General features: G+C 65.9%; 17 protein-coding genes and 1 pseudogene. 3 read left to right on the top strand and 15 right to left on the bottom strand.

Going from position 1 to position 18,106, the window contains the following annotated elements; genetic code table 11:
- Nucleotide 1: 1 nt before the first annotated feature.
- The 8 genes from LI953_RS12670 to LI953_RS12635 all read right to left on the bottom strand — a co-directional run bounded on the left by LI953_RS12670 (nucleotide 2) and on the right by LI953_RS12635 (nucleotide 4,756).
- The gene (locus LI953_RS12670; RefSeq protein WP_227076455.1) at nucleotides 2-247 is read right to left on the bottom strand and encodes a F0F1 ATP synthase subunit C; all 246 of its coding nucleotides are present in this window, start codon (nucleotides 245-247) and stop codon (nucleotides 2-4) included.
- Nucleotides 244-930 (bottom strand): F0F1 ATP synthase subunit A, encoded by a 687-nt coding sequence (locus tag LI953_RS12665; RefSeq protein ID WP_227076454.1) that lies wholly within the window; start codon nucleotides 928-930, stop codon nucleotides 244-246. Before LI953_RS12665 ends, LI953_RS12670 begins: the two co-directional genes overlap by 4 nt.
- Entirely contained in the window at nucleotides 927-1,223 is a 297-nt protein-coding gene (locus LI953_RS12660) for an ATP synthase subunit I (protein ID WP_227076453.1), read from the bottom strand. The genes LI953_RS12665 and LI953_RS12660 overlap by 4 nt, the downstream gene beginning before the upstream one ends.
- Complete coding sequence (locus tag LI953_RS12655; RefSeq protein ID WP_227076452.1) at nucleotides 1,205-1,486, bottom strand: AtpZ/AtpI family protein; 282 nt, start codon at nucleotides 1,484-1,486, stop codon at nucleotides 1,205-1,207. Before LI953_RS12655 ends, LI953_RS12660 begins: the two co-directional genes overlap by 19 nt.
- On the bottom strand, nucleotides 1,483-1,896 hold the full coding sequence (locus LI953_RS12650) for a F0F1 ATP synthase subunit epsilon (RefSeq protein ID WP_227076451.1): 414 nt from the start codon (nucleotides 1,894-1,896) through the stop codon (nucleotides 1,483-1,485). Before LI953_RS12650 ends, LI953_RS12655 begins: the two co-directional genes overlap by 4 nt.
- Nucleotides 1,893-3,302 (bottom strand): F0F1 ATP synthase subunit beta, encoded by a 1,410-nt coding sequence (gene atpD / locus LI953_RS12645; protein ID WP_227076450.1) that lies wholly within the window; start codon nucleotides 3,300-3,302, stop codon nucleotides 1,893-1,895. Before atpD ends, LI953_RS12650 begins: the two co-directional genes overlap by 4 nt.
- 85 nt (nucleotides 3,303-3,387) lie before the next feature.
- Complete coding sequence (locus tag LI953_RS12640) at nucleotides 3,388-3,552, bottom strand: hypothetical protein (protein WP_227076449.1); 165 nt, start codon at nucleotides 3,550-3,552, stop codon at nucleotides 3,388-3,390.
- 13 nt (nucleotides 3,553-3,565) lie between these two features.
- Entirely contained in the window at nucleotides 3,566-4,756 is a 1,191-nt protein-coding gene (locus LI953_RS12635; protein ID WP_370635804.1) for an ROK family protein, read from the bottom strand.
- A gap of 221 nt (nucleotides 4,757-4,977) precedes the next feature.
- On the opposite strand from LI953_RS12635, the gene LI953_RS12630 reads away from it, so the two are divergent.
- Both LI953_RS12630 and LI953_RS12625 read left to right on the top strand, forming a co-directional pair.
- A complete protein-coding gene (locus tag LI953_RS12630; protein WP_227076447.1) occupies nucleotides 4,978-6,321 on the top strand; it encodes a carbohydrate porin in 1,344 nt (447 codons plus the stop codon).
- 81 nt (nucleotides 6,322-6,402) lie between these two features.
- A complete protein-coding gene (locus tag LI953_RS12625; RefSeq protein ID WP_227076446.1) occupies nucleotides 6,403-7,137 on the top strand; it encodes an ROK family protein in 735 nt (244 codons plus the stop codon).
- A 100-nt stretch (nucleotides 7,138-7,237) separates the two neighbouring features.
- On the opposite strand, the gene LI953_RS12620 is transcribed toward LI953_RS12625, so the two are convergent.
- From LI953_RS12620 to LI953_RS12595, 6 genes are all read right to left on the bottom strand, one after another.
- On the bottom strand, nucleotides 7,238-8,455 hold the full coding sequence (locus LI953_RS12620) for a sugar ABC transporter permease (RefSeq protein ID WP_227076445.1): 1,218 nt from the start codon (nucleotides 8,453-8,455) through the stop codon (nucleotides 7,238-7,240).
- Nucleotides 8,452-9,231 carry an ATP-binding cassette domain-containing protein gene (locus tag LI953_RS12615; RefSeq protein WP_227076444.1) on the bottom strand — a complete coding sequence of 260 codons (780 nt, stop codon included), beginning with the start codon at nucleotides 9,229-9,231 and terminating at the stop codon, nucleotides 8,452-8,454. The genes LI953_RS12620 and LI953_RS12615 overlap by 4 nt, the downstream gene beginning before the upstream one ends.
- 63 nt (nucleotides 9,232-9,294) lie before the next feature.
- Nucleotides 9,295-10,389, bottom strand: coding sequence for a sugar ABC transporter substrate-binding protein (locus LI953_RS12610; protein ID WP_227076443.1), 1,095 nt, complete (start codon nucleotides 10,387-10,389; stop codon nucleotides 9,295-9,297).
- Between the two features lie 245 nt (nucleotides 10,390-10,634).
- Complete coding sequence (locus LI953_RS12605; RefSeq protein WP_227076442.1) at nucleotides 10,635-12,077, bottom strand: efflux transporter outer membrane subunit; 1,443 nt, start codon at nucleotides 12,075-12,077, stop codon at nucleotides 10,635-10,637.
- A 3-nt stretch (nucleotides 12,078-12,080) separates the two neighbouring features.
- Complete coding sequence (locus LI953_RS12600; RefSeq protein WP_227076441.1) at nucleotides 12,081-15,203, bottom strand: efflux RND transporter permease subunit; 3,123 nt, start codon at nucleotides 15,201-15,203, stop codon at nucleotides 12,081-12,083.
- A gap of 11 nt (nucleotides 15,204-15,214) precedes the next feature.
- Nucleotides 15,215-16,420 carry an efflux RND transporter periplasmic adaptor subunit gene (locus tag LI953_RS12595; RefSeq protein ID WP_227076440.1) on the bottom strand — a complete coding sequence of 402 codons (1,206 nt, stop codon included), beginning with the start codon at nucleotides 16,418-16,420 and terminating at the stop codon, nucleotides 15,215-15,217.
- 74 nt (nucleotides 16,421-16,494) lie between these two features.
- Here LI953_RS12595 and LI953_RS12590 point away from each other — a divergent pair, with 74 nt between their 5' ends.
- Nucleotides 16,495-17,175, top strand: a complete 681-nt coding sequence (locus LI953_RS12590) for a TetR/AcrR family transcriptional regulator (RefSeq protein ID WP_227076439.1) — start codon at nucleotides 16,495-16,497, stop codon at nucleotides 17,173-17,175.
- 263 nt (nucleotides 17,176-17,438) lie between these two features.
- Here the strand turns inward: LI953_RS12590 and LI953_RS12585 are convergent.
- A pseudogene (locus tag LI953_RS12585) lies at nucleotides 17,439-17,570 on the bottom strand (IS3 family transposase); the annotation flags it as partial.
- Nucleotides 17,571-18,106: the final 536 nt, after the last annotated feature.

Raw genomic sequence — 18,106 nt, 5'->3', positions numbered from 1 at the left:
CTCATTTCAGCAGCGGATTGGCGAAGAGCAGCAGCAGCGCGATGACCAGGCAGTAGATCGCCATGGTCTCGATCATCGCCAGCCCCACGAACAGCGTGCGCGAGATGGTGTTGGCCGCCTCCGGCTGGCGGGCGATGGCGTCCATCGCGGCGGCGACGGCGCGGCCCTCGCCCAGGGCCGGGCCGATGGCGCCGAAGGACACCGCGATCGCGGCCGAGACAATGCTGGCAAGGGCCAACCAGTTCATGCGTCACTCCTGTCATTATCGGGTTTGGTCTCGCCCACCGCCTGGGCGATGAACACCATGGCGAGCACGGCGAAGATGTAAGCCTGCACGGCGCCGGTCAGCAGGTCGAGCGCCATGAGCGGGATCGGCACCAGCAGCCCGGCCAGCGAGAGCACGATGCCGACCACGAACACGCCGCTCATCACATTGCCGAACAGGCGGACCAACAGCGAGAAGGTGCGCGTCAGGCTCTCGGCGAAATTGAGCGGGATCATGAAGGCGCTGGGCGTGGCGAAGCTGGCGAGATAACCACGCACCCCCCCGGCGCGGATGCCGAACACGATGACCGCCAGGAACACCAGCAGGGCCAGCGCGGCGTCGGTCTCCAGATGCGCGGTGGGCGGCTCGATGCCGGGCACCAGCGTGGACCAGTTGGCGGTGAAGATGAACACGAACAGCGTGCCGATGAAGGCGCGGTAGGGGGTGGGTTCGGTGCGCATGGTGTCGCGGATCTGCGCGTCCACGGCCTCGACCAGCAGCTCCAGCAGCGCCTGGGTGCGGCTGGGGAGCAGGGCCAGACGCCGGGTGAGCAAAACCGCGCCGAGGCTGAGCGCGAGCATGATCGCCCAGGTGACCACCACCGGCGCGGTGATGCCGAGCGGGCCGAGATGGAACAGCACCGGGTTGGCGAGCGGCGAGGTCATGGCGCCAGCTCGCGTTTGGCCCGCCGCAGCGCCAGGGCGCGCCCGGCGGGCAGGCCGAGGCTGGCGGCGAGCAGGGGCAAAGCGCCCTGGCGGCTGGCCAGATACAGCGCCACGCCAAGGGCGGCGAACCGCGCGAGGCCCGCCAGCGCCGCGAGGGCCGGACGCGGCGGCGCGGTGAACAGCCGGATGTTCCACCACAGGGCGCGGAAATACAGCCAGCCCAGCGCCGCCCCGGCCAGGGCCCAGCCCGCCAGCGCGGCCAGCAGCGCGGCGCTCATGCGCTGTTCACCCATTTCCACGCCGCCCAGCAGCCCAGCGCCACACCGAGCATGAGCAGCGGGGCGGTCCAGAAAATGCCGCTATGGAACAGGCGGTCCAGCCAGCGGCCGAGGAAGATGCCGGCCAGGGTCGGCACCACCACGATCCAGCCCAGCACGCCGATCTGCGCCAGCCGCCCGGCCACCGAGGGCTCGCCGCCCTCGCGCAGCCAGCGCCGGTGCCGCGCTGCCCGCCGCCGCGCGCCTTGCAGGAGCTTGTCGTCCTCGGGCGCGCTCACAGCCGCGCCCCGGCCCGCTGGGCGGCGCGCAGATGCTTCATGATCTGGCGGATGGCGTTGAGTTGCAGCTGCGCCTGTGCGCTGTGCTCGACGCGCTCGGCCTCCGCCTTGGCCTGGAAGGCGGCGAGCACGGTTTCGTCCAGGCGCAGCAGGTCGGCGTCCGCCACCGCCTCGGCGGTGGCGATCGCCACCTCCCGCCCGCCGGAGACGGTGAGCACCCCGCCGCGCACGGCGCAATGCATCGCGCTGCCATCGGGGCGCGTCCAACTCACCACCGAGACGGCGAGGCGGGTGAGGAAATCGGCATGGCCGGGCAAGATGCCGAACCAGCCCGAGGCGTCCTCGGCGCGCAGGCCGCGCATCTCCTCATCCACCAGGCGCGCCAGCGGGGTGGTGATGCGCAACCTCATGCCGCCGCCCCCTGTTCCTTGGCGCGGGCTTCCTCCAGCGTGCCGACCATGTAGAGCGAGGCTTCGGCCCACTCGTCGGTCTCGCCCGCCAGAATCGCCTCGCACCCGGCCAGGGTGTCGGCCAGCTTCACGCTGCGCCCGGGGATGCCGGTGAACGCTTCGGTGACGGCGAAAGGCTGAGTGAGGAAGCGTTGCAGGCGCCGCGCGCGGGTCACCACCTGGCGGTCGGCGCGGCCCAGCTCCTCCACGCCCAGCAGCGCGATGATGTCCTGCAATTCCTTGAACCGGGCCAGGGTCTGGCGCACGCGCTCGGCCACGCGGTAATGCGCCGCGCCCACCACCAGCGGGTCGAGCAGCACGGAGGTGGAGCCGAGCGGGTCGATGGCCGGGTAGAAGGCCTGCGCCGCCAGCTCGCGCGAGAGCAGCACCATGCTGTCCATGTGGCTGGAGATGGCGGTGACGGCTGGATCGGTGAAATCATCGGCGGGGACATAAACGGCCTGGATGGCGGTGATGGCCGAGCCCGACGCGGCGGCGATGCGCTCCTGCAGGGCCGCCACCTCGGTCATCAGCGTCGGCTGGTAGCCCACGCGCGAGGGCAGCCGCCCGAGCAGCGAGGAGATCTCGGCCCCGGCCTGCACGAAGCGGAATACGTTATCCATCAGCAGCAGCACGTTGCGGTGGCGCGCGTCGCGGAAATGCTCGGCGATGGCGAGCGCGGTGAGCGGCACCCGCCAGCGCGCGCCGGGCGGCTCGTTCATCTGGCCATAGACCAGCACGGTGCGGGCCAGCACGCCGGAGCCGCGCATCTCGGTGAGCAGCTCGTGCCCCTCGCGCGAGCGCTCGCCCACCCCGGCGAACACCGATAGCCCCTGATAGCTCTCGACCATGGCGTGGATCAGCTCCATCACCAGCACGGTCTTGCCCACGCCGGCGCCGCCGAACATCGCCGCCTTGCCGCCCTGGGCCAGCGGAGCGAGCAGGTCGATGACCTTGATCCCGGTTTCAAACAGCGTGTCGCGCACCGCCCAGGCGGCCAGCGGCGGCGGCGCGTTGTGGATGGGCCGGCGCGGGGTGCCGGCGGGCAGGTCGGGGCCGCGGTCGCGCAGCTGGCCGGTGACATCGAGCAACCGGCCGAGCACGGCCTCGCCCACCGGCACGCTCAGCGGGGCCCCGGTGGCGCGCACCCGCACGCCACGGGCCAGCCCCGCCGTGGCTTGCAGCGCCACCGCGCGCACCGTGTGGGCATCGGCATGGCCCTGCACTTCGAGCAGCAAGGTCTCCGGCTGGTCCCACGCGACCGCCAGCAGCGTCTGCACCGGCGGCAGCGGCGCGGCGGGGAAGGCGACCTCCACCACCGCGCCATGCACCGAAACCACCCTGCCCCACATCTCCGCCGCGCTCATCACGGGGCAAGGCTAAGCCCCGCCCCGCTGGCTGCCAATGACGCGGATCAAACCGCGCCTCAGAACACCTTGGCGAGGCGGATCATCAGCCCGGCAGCGCGCCGTTGACGCTGGAACAGCCGCCAAGCGTGCCGGAGACACCGAGCGAGGCGGTGTTGAGCGGCGCGTAGCTGTAGTTCAACCAGATCTGAGCTTCGGAAGTCGGCTGCTGGCGGAGCTGGCGGGCGGGGCGGGGCGGGAGCGTGAACACGCCCGCGAGGCGCTTAGACCGCCGCGCGGGGGCGGAGCAGGGCCGCCGAGGGATCCTCGAGAAAATGCTGGAGCGCGATGGCGATGCCGCCCATCGGGATGGCGAACTCGCCCAGCGTGGAGACGGTGATGGCGACATCGCGGCGGATCTCGCGCAGGGCGTTGGCCTCGAAGACCGGGCGGGCGGCGGGCAGCAGGAAATCGGCCAGCAGGCCCATGATGCCGCCGAGAATCACGCTGCTCGGCGCGAAGATGTTGGCGAGATTGGCGAGGCCGAGTCCGAGATTCCTGCCCGCTTCGTCGAGCACCGCCAGCACCTTTGGCTCGCCGCGCAACGCCGCGTCGCGCACCGCGTCGGCATCGGCGAGGTGCAGCCCGGCCTCGCGCAGACTCTCGAAAATCGCGCGCTCGGAGACATAAGCCTCGAAGCAGCCGAAGCCGCCGCAGGCGCAGGGCCGGCCATGGGGCATCAGCTTCATATGCCCGACCTCGCCCGCCATGCCGTGCGGCCCGCGATAAAGGCTGCCGCCAAGATACAGGCCGCTGCCGACGCCGGAGCGGCCGGACAGATAAATGAAATCGGCATCATGCACGCCGCTGCCGAATAGATGTTCGGCGATGGCGGCGGCCTTGATGTCGTTTTCCAGCTGCGCCGGCACGCCGAGCGCCGCCGACACGATGCCGCCGAAATCGACGTCACGCCAATCCAGCGCCGGGGCCAGCGCCAGCTTGCCATCCAGCCCCACCAGACCCGGCATGCCGACGCCGACGCCCGCCAGCGCCTTGCGCGGATGCCCGGCCTGTTTGAGCAGGGCGTGCACGCCCGATTTGATGGCGGCGGCGGCGCGGTCCTGGTCGCGGCTGCCCTCGACCCGCAAGCTGGCGAGGCGCGTGCCGGCGAAGCTGGAGAGCACGATCTGAATTTCCTGGACATCGACCGCGACGCCGGCCAGCACGCCATCTTTTTCGTTGATGTTGAGTTGGCTGTTGGGGCGGCCCGAGCGGCCGGTGCGCTCGCTCAACGTGCGGGTGACCAGGCCATCCTGCTCCAGCGTCGAGAGAATGATGGAAATGGTGGCGAGATCGACGCCGGTCGCCTTCGACAAACCCTGCGGCGAAATACCGGGAGATTTGCGGATTCCGTGGAAAACGCGCGCCGCGTTGATCCGGCGGATGGTACTCGAATTGATCCGGCGTGTGTGCATGGCCTCACAGGCTTAGCGTAACTACCACGGGGCAGCAATTTTTTATTTGACACGGTCCCGGCGGCTTCATATTCCTATTTTATTAGAGACCAAAATAAATATCGTCCGGCAGAACCGCCTGACGTTGAAAGGGGAGAAGTTTCAGCTTTTCACCGGGGGATTTCACGCCCCCCGCCACAACAGACAACCAAGAAGAGAAGATCCGGACAGGAGGAATAACGATGAAGTTTACCAATGCCAAACGCCAGCTCTGGCTGGCGACGACCGCGTGCGCCGGCCTTGTGCTGAGCTGCGCCGGCGCACAGGCGCAGAGCGCCAACACGACGGAGCTGAATCTGCCGCCGGTCGCCGCGATCAGCCAGGACCTTGCCGCCAAGGGCATCTATCTGAATGCCAATTATTTCGGTGAGTTCGCCGGCAATCTTTCGGGCGGCGAGCATCAAGGCTCTGATTATGCCGATCAGGTGGTCGCCGGGGCCGATATCGACCTGCAAAAACTCGTCGGCTGGCAGGGCGCCGCGCTGCACATCGAATTCACCAACCGCGATGGTCGTAGCCAGGGCGCGGATGTGATCAACAACTCCGTGGCGACACAGCAGATTTATGGCGGCGGACAGACCTATAACCTGACCACGCTGACGCTGGAACAGAAGCTGCTCAACGGTATGATCGATATCACCGCCGGCCGCACAGAGCTGGACCAGCTGACACTGAACGATCCGATCTACTGCCATTTTCAGTCCAACGCGATTTGCGGACAGCCTGATATCATGGGCAAGATCATCAACGCGTCATTCTGGCCGGTCGCGGTATGGGGCGGACGGGTTGTGGTTTCGCCGGTACAGGATTGGTATGTGAAGGCCGGGATCGCGGATAATGATCCGGTCGATTCGGCATCGCCGCATCATGGTTTCGATTGGGGCACCGGACATTCAAAGGGCGCGGAGATTCCGCTGGAGCTTGATTATCAGACCAGCTTTGCCGATGACGCCTATCCGCGCCGCTATGATGTGGGCGTTGTGTTCGATCGCACGCCCTACACCTATGACCAGTTCATGCCCGTCAGCAAGACGGGCTATGGCCGGACCATGTTGTATGTGCAGGCCAAGCAGATGGTTTATCGCCCGGACATGAACAGCCAGCGCGGGCTCACCGTGTTTGGCGCGGCCGTGTTTGGGCCGGACAGCAACCAGGTTGCCGACTATAATATCAGCGCCGGCGCCGTCTATCAGGGGCCAATGGCGTCCCGTCCGGCGGACAGCGCCGGGTTCCTGATCAGCGACACGCATTACCGTGGCTCGTTTATCAACGAGCTCTACAATTATCGCGTGACGACGCTGGGCGGGAGCCAACGTCCGGCGTCCAGCCTGATGATGATGGAAGCTGATTACGACGCCTATCTGACGCCGTGGCTCGATGTGATGCCCAATGTCCAGTACATCGTGCATCCGGATGGCTTGGGCAGCCGCGCTTATCCGAAGAGCAATCTGCCGGATGCCTTCGTCGTTGGTTTGCAGTTCAACGTGAACATTGGCGGGCTGATCGGGTTGCCGAGCGAGAATTAAGCGCCGAGCGGCGGCTCTACGAATTGGGGAGGCCCTGCCCGGTTGACACCAGGCGGGCCTCCTGCCTTTTTGGGGGAAGAGATGAAAGCCGAGATGCATCCTGAACGAATTCTGTCCATCGACATCGGTGGCACTAGCGTGAAGGCGGCGGTGTTGAACGCCGCAGGCGAGATGCTGGCGCCCGTGCGCCGTTGTCCGACGCCGCGAGGCTCGACGCCGGTGACGCTGCTTGAGGAGATCGTGGCGCTCGTGGCGCCGCTTGGCGAGTTCGACGCAATGTCCATCGGCTTTCCAGGCGCGATCAAGCGCAATGTCATTCTCACCGCGCCGAATCTCGGCACCGCGAATTGGCAGGGAACGGATCTCGCCGCGATGGCGTCGCAACGATTTGGATGCCCGGTCAGGCTCTCCAATGACGCGACCATGCATGGTCTCGGCGTGATTGCGGGCGAGGGAATAGAAGTGGTGCTGACGCTCGGCACCGGCATGGGATTCGCGTTGTTCCGCGATGGCGTGCCGGCCCCACAGATCGAGCTTGGCCGGCATGTGGCTGGCGAGGCGCCGAGCTATGACGATTTCGTTGGTGATGCGGCGTTGAAGCGGAGCGGCGAAGCGCGCTGGAAGGCGCATGTGCTGGAGACGCTGCGGCGTGTCCGCGATTTGGTGAATTTCGACACGCTCTATCTGGGCGGCGGCAATGCGCGTCTGTTCACGCCGGACGAACTGCCTGGCGGCGTGAAGCTGGCGATGAACGAAGCCGCGCTGGCGGGCGGCGCCAAGCTGTGGCGCGACGATGTGAGTTTGGCGCTGAAATAGGCGGATGCAAAAACCCCGGTGAAGCGCCGGGGTTTTTTGTAGCATGCAACAAAAAAACGAGCTGAACCTCAAGGTTCAGCCCGCTTTCATTCGCGCTGGCTCAGGCGCGGCCGGAGCGCAGACGGCGCTGGCGGAGCAGCGTATCGATGGTGATGGCGGCGAGCAGGATGACACCCTCCACGCCGAAGCGCACGGAAGAGGGCGCGCCGATCAGATCCATGCCGTTGGTGACACTGGCGATGACGAGCGCGCCGAAGAAGGCACCATAAACGGAGCCGCGTCCGCCAAACAGGCTGGTGCCGCCAATCACCGCCGCGGCGACGGCATTGAGCATGATGTCGCTATCGCCCACCGTGGCGGAGGCGACGCCAAGGCGCGCGGCATCGAGCAGGCCGCCGAGGCCAACCAGCGCGCCGGCAATGGTGAAGGCGGCAAGCTGGATGAAGCGGACATTGATGCCGGAGCGGCGCGCGGCCTCGGCATTGCCGCCCACCGCGTAGAGATGGCGGCCGAACTGCATGGATTTGGTCAGGAAGGCGCTACCGAACAGCGCCGCCAGGAAGATGACCAGCAGAATGGGTACGCCATGATAGGCGCAGAGCAGGCCGATGCCGATCACCATCACCGCCAACGAGAAGGCGAGCTTGGCGACGACGATGGTATGCGCTTCACCCGCGCCCCGGCGGCGGCGATCGGCATGGCGCTTGAGCCGCACCACCGCATACAGCGCGAACAGCACCAGCGCGATGCCCCAGCTCCAGCCTTGCGGCACGTTGAGCGTGCCGACGGCGGTGGAAAGATCATCCGAGAGCGGCACCGAGCCGCCATGCTGCGTGAGCATGGCAAGCGTGATGCCCTCGGCGATCATGGCGCCGCCCAGCGAGACCACGAAGCTCGGCACGCCGACACGCGAGACCAGCAGGCCTTGCAGAAAACCGATGAGCACGGAGGCGCCGATGCCAAGCCCAACACAGGGCCAGACGGGCAGATTGAAGAACACCGTGCCGACCGAAAACACCGAGGCCGCGACCACGCTGCTCCAACCGATCGAAAGATCGATCATGCCAAGCAGGATCACGAAGGTTTCGGCCAGCGCCAGCGTGCCGGTGACGACGATCTGCGCCGACAAATTGCTGAGATTGCGCGGCGTGAGGAAATGCGGATTGAGGATCTCGAACACGACCCAGATCGCGATCAGCGCCGCGATCACCGGGATCATCCCGAGATCGGTGGAGTGGAGAAATTTCTGCATCCAGCGGCGCAGCGGCGCCTTGTTTTGGGTCTGGCTCATTGTGGTATTCACCGCGTTCGTGGTCATGCCGTGCCTCCGATGGTGGTGCGTGAACCGGTTATGCAGCTCACCACGGTTTCCGGCGTCAGGTCGTCCTTGCGTGCCTCCAGAACCGTTTCGCCCAGGCGCAGCACGACGACACTATCGGCCACCTCGAACACGTTCTGCATGTTGTGGGTGATCAGGATCACGCCGAAGCCCTGCGCCGCGAGATGGCGCACCAGGCGCAGCACCTCGGCGGTCTGCGCGACGCCGAGGGCGGCGGTCGGCTCATCCATAATCACGAGCTTGGTGCCCCAGAGTACCGCACGGGCGATGGCCACGGCCTGGCGCTGGCCGCCGGAGAGAGCGGCGACCGGCGTGTCTAGCGCGGGCAGGTTTACGCGCAGCGTTTGCAGCACGCGCCGCGCCTCCTCCTCCATATCGACCTCACGCAGCAATCCGGGCCCGAAACCGAGCGGACGGCTGACGCGCTCGCGCCCCAGGAACAGATTGGCGCAGATGCCGAGATTGTCGCACAGCGCGAGATCTTGATAGACGGTCTGGATACCGAGCGCGCTGGCATCGGCGGGGCGGCGAATATGAACTTCGTGACCATCGAGGAAAATGCCGCCGCTATCGGCAGGCGCGGCGCCGGCGATGGCCTTGATGGTGGTGGACTTGCCCGCACCGTTATCGCCGAGCAACGCCGTTACCTCGCCACGCCGCACGGTGAAGCTGACATTGCGCAGCGCCGTGACCGCACCGTATTTTTTGTGCAGGCCCTTCACGCTCAACAATTCCTGCGTGCTGGCTGAACTCATGAGACTCTCCGGAAAAATGGAGATGAAACCATGGCGGATTTCATCTCCCAAGTTGGCGTGGGATTATTTCTGGCAGAGCGTCGCCTTGGCGGCATCGCCCACGCAGATGGAGGACAGGCTGGTATAGCCCGACTTGACGACCGTGTCGTTCATATTGTCGGCGGTGACGACGATGGGCGCGAGCAGCACGGAGGGAACGTCGATCTTGCCGTTATTCACCTTGGCGTTGACCAGCCCGGCCGGCGGCTGACCATTGGCCGCGAGGGCGACGGCGAATTGCGCCGCGGCGGCGGCCTCATCCGGCACGTATTTGAACACGGTCATCGATTGCAGACCTTCAAGAATGAAGGTCAGGCCGCCATTTGTCGCATCCTGGCCGGTGACGGGCACCTTGCCCGCGAGGCCAACCGCCTGCAGCGCGCGGATGGCGCCTGAGGCCGTGCCGTCATTGGCGGCGAGCACGCCATCGACCTTGTTGCCCAGGCGGGTGAGCGCCTGCTGCGTCTCCTGGAACGCGTTCTCGGGGCTCCAATCGGGCGTCATCACCGTGTAGCTGATGTTCAGCTTGCCGGCTTTCACCAGCGGATTGAGCACCGAGAGCGCGCCGTTGCGGAAATCAAACGCGTTAGGGTCGGTGGGCGCGCCGTTGATCATGATGATCGAGCCGCCGACTGGCACGTGGTCGGCGATGTATTGGCCTTGCAGTTCACCGACCTTCGTATTGTCGAAGGAGACATAGCCCGCGGGCTTGGAATCCTGGATCAGCCGGTCATAGGAGATCACCGGCACCTGATTGCGCGCGGCGTAGGCGACGATGGCCGCACCGGCCTTGCCGTCCACCGGGTCAACCACCAGCACATCGGCGCCGTTGGTGATGGCCGATTGCGCCTGGTTGAGCTGCGTGTCCGGGTTGGAGTTGGCGTTGCTGATGATGAGCTTGGCGTTCGGGTCCGCGGCCATCACCATCTTCGAGAATTCCGGCCGGTCAACCTGCTCATAGCGCGGCGAAGAATTCTCGGGCATCAGGAAGGCGATGGTGATGGGCTTGGCGGTCATCTGGCTGACCTGCGGCGGGCTGACGGTTTGCGCCAGCGCAGGCAGCGCCCCAGCCATGGCCAGAGACAGCGCCGTGACCCCATAAAGAGCCTTTGATTTCATAATGGTTTTCTCCCTTTTTGGACTTGCTTTTCATAAACCCGCCGCCTTCCGGTGGTTCTTGCGCGGCGGCGGGCAGACGATGACCCCAATTATTTTTACCCTCGTAAAAACATACCTATACGGCGCCGGCAAACCCTGTCAAGCGGAATATCCGCAGGCGTAACCAGGGATTTTTTGCAGCGCAGCAAAGCCGCCCCACCCTTCTCAGGCGGGGCGGCGCGGCTCTGTCCGGTGAGGAGATGGCGTCAGGCGCTGGGCTTGGCCGCCGTGGAGGCTTGGCTGGTTTCCTGCCAGCCGCCGCCAAGGGCCTTATACAGGGTGATGTTGTTCTGCATCGCGGCCAGCTCGACCGAGACATAGCCCAGCCGCGCCGTGAGCAGCTGGTTCTGCGCGGTCAGCACGTTGAGGTAAGAATCGATCCCGGCCTGAAAGCGCATCTGCGCGAGGCTGAGGAAGCGGGTGTCGGCGTCCACCAAATTCTGCTGGGCGGCGAGCTGGGTGTCGTAGCTGGCGCGGGCGTTGAGCGCGTCGGAGACGTCGTGGAAGGCCGATTGGATGGCGGCCTCGTAATTGGCGACCTCGATGCGCTTCTCGATCTTGGCCTGGTCGAGGGCGGCGAAATTCGCCCCGGCGGTGAAGATCGGCAGGGTGATCTGGGGCGCGAAACTCCAGGCGCCGGAGCCGGGGGCGAATAAATCGCTGAGCGTGTGGCTGGCCGTGCCGCCATCGGCGGTGAGGCTGATGGAGGGGAAAAAGGCGGCGCGGGCGGCGCCGATATTGGCGTTGGCGGCGAGCAGCGCGTGCTCGGCGGCGCGGATGTCCGGGCGGCGGACGAGCAGGTCGGAGGGCAGCCCGGCGGGCACGGGCGGGATCGCGGGCTCGGCGTCCAACCCGTTCACCGCCTGCATCCGGGCCAGCAGCGCGGGCGGAATCGGCGCGCCCGCGAGCAGGACCAACGCGTCCATGTCCTGGGCGGCGGCGCGCTGATATTGCGCCACGCTGGTCTGGGCGGCGTCCAGCGCGGTCTGCGCCTGGGCCACCTCCATCGCGTTGGCCTCGCCATGCGCGGCCTCCAGCGAGACCAGCTGCAGATTGCGCTGATCGGCGGTCACGCTATCGGCGGCGATCTGCTCGGATTCGCGGTCGGCGAGCCAGGTTTCGTATTCGCCCGCGACCTGCGCCACCAGCGAGATCTCCGCCGCGGTCGCGGTGTCAGCATCATCGAGATAAAGCTGGCGGGCCTGCTCGGCTTTGGAGCGCAGCTTGCCGAACAGATCGAGCTCCCACGCCACGGCCCCGGCGCCGAGGCTGAACTCGCGGAAATTGGTCGGCGCGGCGGCGCCCGTCACCTCGGCGGGGGTATGGTAGGCATTCATGCTCGCCGTGGCGTCCACGCTCGGGAACAGGCTGGCGCGGTCGATGCGGTATTGCGCCTCGGCAGCCTGGATGTTGAGCACGGCGACGCGCAGGTTGCGGTTATTGCCGAGGCTGAGGGCGATCAGCCCCTGCAAGGCCGGGTCCTGGAACATGTCCCGCCAGCCGATATCGGCGGCGGGGGTGGCGCCGGCGCCCCCCGGCGCGGGCCAGGCATCGGCCACCGGTAAAGCCGGGCGCTGATAGGCGGGGATGAGCGTGCAGCCCGCCAGCAGCAGCGCGGCCAGCGGGGCGGCTTGGGTCAGGCGGGGCATGGATCAACCCTCCGCGCCGCGCTCGGCGCGGCGCTTGACTTTGGTGAAGGTGAGCACGGCGATGAAGAACACTGGCACAAAGAAAATGGCGAGCACGGTGGCGGTGAACATGCCGCCGACCACGGCGGTGCCGATGGCGGTGCGCGCCCCCGCCCCCGCCCCGGAAGCCACCGCCAGCGGGAAGGTGCCGCAGATGAAGGCGATCGAGGTCATCAGGATCGGGCGCAGGCGCTCACGCCCCGCATGCAGGGCGGCTTCGGCCAGGGTTTCGCCGCGCTCATAGAAGGCGCGGGCGAACTCGACGATGAGGATGGCGTTTTTCACCGCCAGCCCCATGGTGGTGAGCAGGCCGATCTGGAAATACACGTCGTTATCGATGCCGCGGATGAGATTGGCGGCCACCGCGCCAATCACGCCGAGCGGTACCACCAGCATCACCGCCGCCGGGATCGACCAGCTCTCATACAGCGCCGCCAGGCAAAGCAGGATGAACACCACCGAGATGGTGTAGAGCGCGCCCGTCTGCGACCCGGCCCGCACCTGCTCATAGGAAATGCCGGTCCATGCCATGCTCACGCCCTTGGGCAGCCTGGCGGCGAGCTTCTGCACCTCCGCCATGGCGGCGCCGCTGGAGACGCCCCGCGCCGGCTGGCCCTGAATTTCATAGGCGGTGACGCCGTTGTAATTCTCCACTGATTGCGGTCCGGTGGTCCAAGTGCCGGTGAGGAAGGCGTCAAACGGCACCATGCCGCCGGAAGCGTTGCGCACATACCATTTGGCGAGGTCGCTCGGCTGCATGCGCGAGTCTGGCTGGCCCTGGACATAGACATCCTTGACCCGCCCGTTGCGGACAAACTGGTTGACGAATTCCGACGCCAGCGCGCCCTGGATCGTGGTGTCGATATCCGCAATGTTCAGGCCCAGGGCCGAGGCTTTCTCGCGGTCGACATTGAGCTGGAATTCGGGCGCCAGATCGAGGCCGTTGGCGCGCACCGCCGCCAGCAATTTGTCCTTGCCGGCCATCGCCACGAACTGGTTGCGGGCATTGTAGAAATCCTGGCCGCTGAGATTGCCGGTGTTGAGCAGTTCGAGATCGAACCCGGTCGCGCTGCCAAGCTCCAGCACCGGCGGCGGCTGCAGCAGAAACACCTTGCCCGCGCGGTTACCGGCGAAATGCGCCATCACCCGCGCGGCCACGGCGGCCACGTTTTGCGAGGCCGCGGGCCGGTCGGCCCAGGGTTTCATCAGCAACACCATGAACCCCTGGCTCTGCGCCTGCCCGGCGGAACTGAAGCCGGTGACGGTGAACAGCGATTTCACGTTTTGGGCTTCGTTTTGGTCGATATATTGGCGGACATCGGCCAGAAGATGCGCCGTGGTTTCGGCGGTGGACCCGGCCGGGCCGTGTAGCTGGCCAAGCAGCAGGCCCTGGTCCTCATTGGGCAGGAAGCCGGTGGGCAGCTGCTTGAACATCACCACCATGGCGAGGGTGATGCAGACGAACCCGAACAGCGTGCGCCGCTGATGGCGGATGAACCTGCGCACACCGTCGAGATAGCCGTTGCGGGCGCCCTCGAACACGCGGTTGAACCAGCCATAGAAGCCGTGCTGGCCGGCATCGGGCTTGGGCGGGCGCAGCAAGGTCGCGCAGAGCGCGGGGGTGAAGATCAGCGCCGTGAGCACCGAGAGCACCATCGCCGAGATGATCGTGACCGAGAATTGCCGGTAGATCACGCCGGTCGAGCCGCCGAAGAAGGCCATTGGCAGGAACACGGCGGCCAGGACCAAGGCGATGCCGACCAGCGCGCCGGAGATCTCGTCCATCGACTGGCGCGCCGCCTCGCGGGGCGAGAGTTTGCGCTCATGCATCAGGCGGTCGACATTTTCTACCACCACGATGGCGTCATCCACCAGCAGCCCCACGGCCAGCACCATGGCGAGCATGGTGAGCGTGTTGATCGAATAGCCGAACGCCGCCAACACACCGAAGGAGCCGAGCAGCACCACCGGCACGGCGATGGTGGGGATCAGCGTGGCGCGCAGATTTTGCAGGAAGATCAGCATCACCACGAAGACCAGGGCGATGGCCTCCAGCAGGGTGAGCACCACCTCCCGCAGCGACAGCACGATGTAGGGCTGGGTGTCGTAAGGGTAGACGAGCTTGAGCCCCGGCGGCAGGTTTTGCGTGAGCTGGGCGAGCTCGGCCTTCACCGCCTTTTCGGTGTCGAGCTGGTTGGCGCCCGGGGTGAGCTTGAGGCCCATGCCGGCGGCGGGCTTGCCGTTGAACAGCGCATTCACCGCATAGCTCTGCGCGCCCAGCTGGATCTTGGCGACATCCTGAAGCCGCACCTGCGCGCCGCCGGGCTCAACCTTGAGCAGCACATCCCCGAATTGCTTGGGTGTCGAGAGTTCGCTCGGGCCGATAATGGTGGCGTCGAGCGTTTGCCCCTGCACGGCTGGCAGGCCACCCAGCTCGCCGGAGGGGATTTGCACGTTCTGCGCCTTAAGCGCACTCACGACATCGCTCACCGTTAGCCCGTATTGATAGAGCTTGTCGGGATCGAGCCAGATGCGCATCGCATATTCGGACCCGAACAGCGTGTAATCGCCGATACCGGGCACGCGGGTGACCGGGTCTTCGATATTCGAGGCGATATAATCCGCGATATCGGAGCGGTTCATCGAGCCGTCGGTGGAGACCAGCGCGAAGAACAGGAAGTAGTTCTTCTGGGCCTTCTTCACGCTGATGCCCGCGGTGTTGACCGCCGAGGGCAAATTCGCCTCGGCCAGCGAGAGCTTATTCTGCACCTGTACCTGGGCGACGTTGGGGTCGGTGCCCTGCTTGAAGGTGAGGGTGATCGTGGCCGAGCCGCTGGCTTCGGCGGTCGCGTCGATATATTCCAGCCCGTCCAGCCCCGACATCTGCTGCAGGATCGGGCGGATCACGGTGTCGGAGACCGTCTGCGCCGAGGCGCCGGCATAGGTGGTGGAAATCGCGATCGCCGGCGGCGCGATGGAGGGATATTGCGCGATCGACATCTGCGTGATCTCGATGGCGCCGGCCATCATCAGCACAAGCGCCAGCACCCAGGCGAAAATCGGCCTGTCGATGAAGAAGCGTGACATAAGGGCCCCTCTTACGGCTGGACGCTCGGGCGGGCGGCGAAGCTCGCGGTTTCATCGACGGGCGTGACCGCCTGGCCGACCGTGGCGTTCATCAGCCCATCCACGACCACGCGCTCGCCGGCTTGCAGGCCGCTGCTCACGATCCAGTCATTGCCGAGATTGCCGCTGGTGGTGATCACCCGCAGCGAGGCGATGTTTTTATCATCCACGACCAGCACGGTCGCCTCGCCGGCGGTGTTGTGCGACACCGCCTGCTCGGGCACCAGCAGAGCGCCCTTGTCGATGCCCTCCGCGAGTTCGGCATGCACATACATGCCCGGCAGCAGCAAATGCTGCGGGTTGGGAAACAGCGCCCGCACCAGCACGGTGCCGGTCGATGGATCGACATTGACGGCCGAGAATTGCAGCCGGCCCGGCAGGCTATAGGTGCTGCCATCCTCAAGCGTGAGCGTGACCTTGGCCGCGTTTTCGCCCGAGCGGTCGAGCTGTCCGGCCTCCATTTCCTGTTTCAGGCGCAGCCAGGTGGTCGAGGACTCGTTGAGATCGACATAGATCGGGTCGAGCTGCGTCACAATCGTCAGCGGGGTGGCCTGATCGGCGGTGACGAGCGCGCCCTGGGTGACGCTGGAAGCGCCAATCGTGCCGCTGATCGGCGACAGCACCTTGGTGTATTGCAGGTTGATCCGGGCCTGCTCGACCGCCGCCTTGGCCGCGGCGACATTGGCGGCCGCCTCGCGCGCGGCGGCGACATCGTTGTCGTAAGTCTGCTGGCTTATGGCCTGCGCCGCGGCGAGGGGCTTGTCGCGCTCAGCCTGGGCCTGGGCCGCGGCCTGCGCCGCCTGGTCGCGCGCGAGGGTCGCCATGTCGGCGTCATAGGTCGCCTGATAGGTCGCCGGGTCGATCTGGTAGAGCTGCTGCCCGACGGTCACCGCCGAGCCCTCCACGAACAAGCGCTTAAGGATGATGCCGCTGACCTGCGGGATCACCTCGGAGATGGTATAGGCGGTGGTGCGCCCGGGCAGGTCGGTGGTGCGGGCGACCGGGGTGGGGCTGAGCGTGATGACGCCGACCTGCGGCGTCGGGGGCGCGGCGCTCTGTTTCTTGCCGCAGCCGCTCAGGCCAAGGGCGACAGCGCCGAGGCACAGCGCGGCGCCCAGCCGCGCTGGCAGGCCCAGGCGCGAAATGGCAGGACGTGAGTCACCGGAGACAAAGCGCATCGGACCCCTATATTTACAGTACTCGCGGGTACGGATATTGCTTCGGTTCACGCCAAGTCAACCCTGGGCCATGCTTGAACACGCATACCCTGGCGGCATGGCGGGATGAGCCGGTGGAGGAAAACGAATTGTGTGACGATCTGGTCCGCCGCCGCGGGCGGCCGAGAAAGCTGCCGTCTGACGCGCAGTGCCAGCAGATCGTGGAGACGGCGCGGCGGCTGTTCGTCGAAAAAGGCTACGGCGCCACCACCACCGACGACATCACCGCGGCCTGCCACATCTCGAAGCAGACGCTCTACCGGTTCTACCCCTCGAAGGCGGCGATGTTCGCGGCGGTGATTGCCGCCGAGCGTAACCTCTGGCTGCGCTTTCCGGTTGATGAGGAACAGCCGATTGCGGCTGGGCTGGCGGACATCTTCCGCCTTGACCTCGACGAGGAGGCCGAGCGCCGCCGCCTCGGCCTGCAACGCCTGGTGCTGATCGAGGAGCGGCAATACCCTGAGCTGCGCGAGATCAAGACAATCCATGGCGGCGACGTCTCGCTGCGCGCGCTCGGCTCCTACCTTGCCGGGCAGGCCGCGCGAGGGCGGTTGCGCCCGGGTGATTACGCCGGTTACGCCCGAATGCTCTCGGATATGGTGTTCGGCCCGCTGCTCAAACGGGGGATCAGCCTGAGCGAGACGCCCGACCGCGCCGAGCGCCGCGCGCATCTGCTGGCCTGCATCGACCTGTTTTTGCACGGCGCCGGGGCGTGAGCAGCGTGGCTTATCCACAGCACTCTTGATAACCCGGTGGATAAGTATGTGGACATCGCGGCAAAAGCCTGGACAACCGGGATGGGGCCGCAACCGGACATAAACCGTGGGCGGATCCGCTGAATTTCGAAAATATGAGGTATTTCGTGCAGATTTTTGGCAACGGGGCGGGCATGGCGCAATCTGAACATGGCGCCAAACCCCTGATTCCAAACGAAACGCAGCGGTGGATAACTTCAGCCCCCAGCACGCCCGGCTGCTCGGCGCGGTTCGATGATCCGGGTCAAACTGCGGATCAACCATTCTGCAGGCAGTGAGAAGTCGACCTCAATGCCCAAGCCCTCACGGTTGAACTCGTCCAGCACGTTTAAGAGTCGGAATGCACGTCCATCAGACGCCGAGGCCTCGGACGGCTTGGCGGCTGAGCAGCATGGCGATCTGGCGGCGATCCTGCACCTGACCACGGTGGGGGATGCCAGCGGCAAATTGTCTGGGATTTCAAACAGTAAAAACCCTCGGTCACGATCTGTTCCCGAGGGTTTACTGTCGGTGGTTGCGGGGGCACGATGCCGACGTCGTCATATTATCGATCTAATCCTTCCTCCACCTGATCGTTGCCGCTCGAACTACGAAAACGCTCGTGCATAGGGCCGTGAGCTGCCCTACGGCTATATAGCGGTCTCAGGCAGAAATCTGCCATTGCCTAACCGCCCCCTGTCGGGGATGTCCTCAGGTCGTCCCCTGCCGAAAGCCAAATATGCATGTTTATCAATGTATTGCCTTCGCGCGTTTGCCGCGTAAATCCTAAGTGCGCGACAACTACAAGTCATCCTCTGGCAGCGGGTCTATGCCGCCGCACTATGCTCCTCGCGGGCGGCGGACCACACCTCACGGGCGGCATCGGCGTTCAGCGCGGCGATGCCGAGGCCGA

This window comes from Acidocella sp. KAb 2-4, assembly GCF_020567705.1.
Classification (GTDB): Bacteria; Pseudomonadota; Alphaproteobacteria; order Acetobacterales; family Acetobacteraceae; genus Acidocella.
Note: the sequence above shows the minus strand (reverse complement) of the source record. Positions and strands in the feature narration are given on the sequence as shown.

What these genes read in the sequence shown, in the direction of transcription:
- LI953_RS12670 (WP_227076455.1), bottom strand. Translation starts at nt 247, where the DNA reads ATGAACTGGTTGGCCCTTGCCAGCATTGTCTCGGCCGCGATCGCGGTG.
- LI953_RS12665 (WP_227076454.1), bottom strand. Translation starts at nt 930, where the DNA reads ATGACCTCGCCGCTCGCCAACCCGGTGCTGTTCCATCTCGGCCCGCTC.
- LI953_RS12660 (WP_227076453.1), bottom strand. Translation starts at nt 1,223, where the DNA reads ATGGGTGAACAGCGCATGAGCGCCGCGCTGCTGGCCGCGCTGGCGGGC.
- LI953_RS12650 (WP_227076451.1), bottom strand. Translation starts at nt 1,896, where the DNA reads ATGAGGTTGCGCATCACCACCCCGCTGGCGCGCCTGGTGGATGAGGAG.
- atpD (WP_227076450.1), bottom strand. Translation starts at nt 3,302, where the DNA reads ATGAGCGCGGCGGAGATGTGGGGCAGGGTGGTTTCGGTGCATGGCGCG.
- LI953_RS12635 (WP_370635804.1), bottom strand. Translation starts at nt 4,756, where the DNA reads ATGCACACACGCCGGATCAATTCGAGTACCATCCGCCGGATCAACGCG.
- LI953_RS12630 (WP_227076447.1), top strand. Translation starts at nt 4,978, where the DNA reads ATGAAGTTTACCAATGCCAAACGCCAGCTCTGGCTGGCGACGACCGCG.
- LI953_RS12625 (WP_227076446.1), top strand. Translation starts at nt 6,403, where the DNA reads ATGAAAGCCGAGATGCATCCTGAACGAATTCTGTCCATCGACATCGGT.
- LI953_RS12620 (WP_227076445.1), bottom strand. Translation starts at nt 8,455, where the DNA reads ATGACCACGAACGCGGTGAATACCACAATGAGCCAGACCCAAAACAAG.
- LI953_RS12615 (WP_227076444.1), bottom strand. Translation starts at nt 9,231, where the DNA reads ATGAGTTCAGCCAGCACGCAGGAATTGTTGAGCGTGAAGGGCCTGCAC.
- LI953_RS12610 (WP_227076443.1), bottom strand. Translation starts at nt 10,389, where the DNA reads ATGAAATCAAAGGCTCTTTATGGGGTCACGGCGCTGTCTCTGGCCATG.
- LI953_RS12605 (WP_227076442.1), bottom strand. Translation starts at nt 12,077, where the DNA reads ATGCCCCGCCTGACCCAAGCCGCCCCGCTGGCCGCGCTGCTGCTGGCG.
- LI953_RS12600 (WP_227076441.1), bottom strand. Translation starts at nt 15,203, where the DNA reads ATGTCACGCTTCTTCATCGACAGGCCGATTTTCGCCTGGGTGCTGGCG.
- LI953_RS12595 (WP_227076440.1), bottom strand. Translation starts at nt 16,420, where the DNA reads ATGCGCTTTGTCTCCGGTGACTCACGTCCTGCCATTTCGCGCCTGGGC.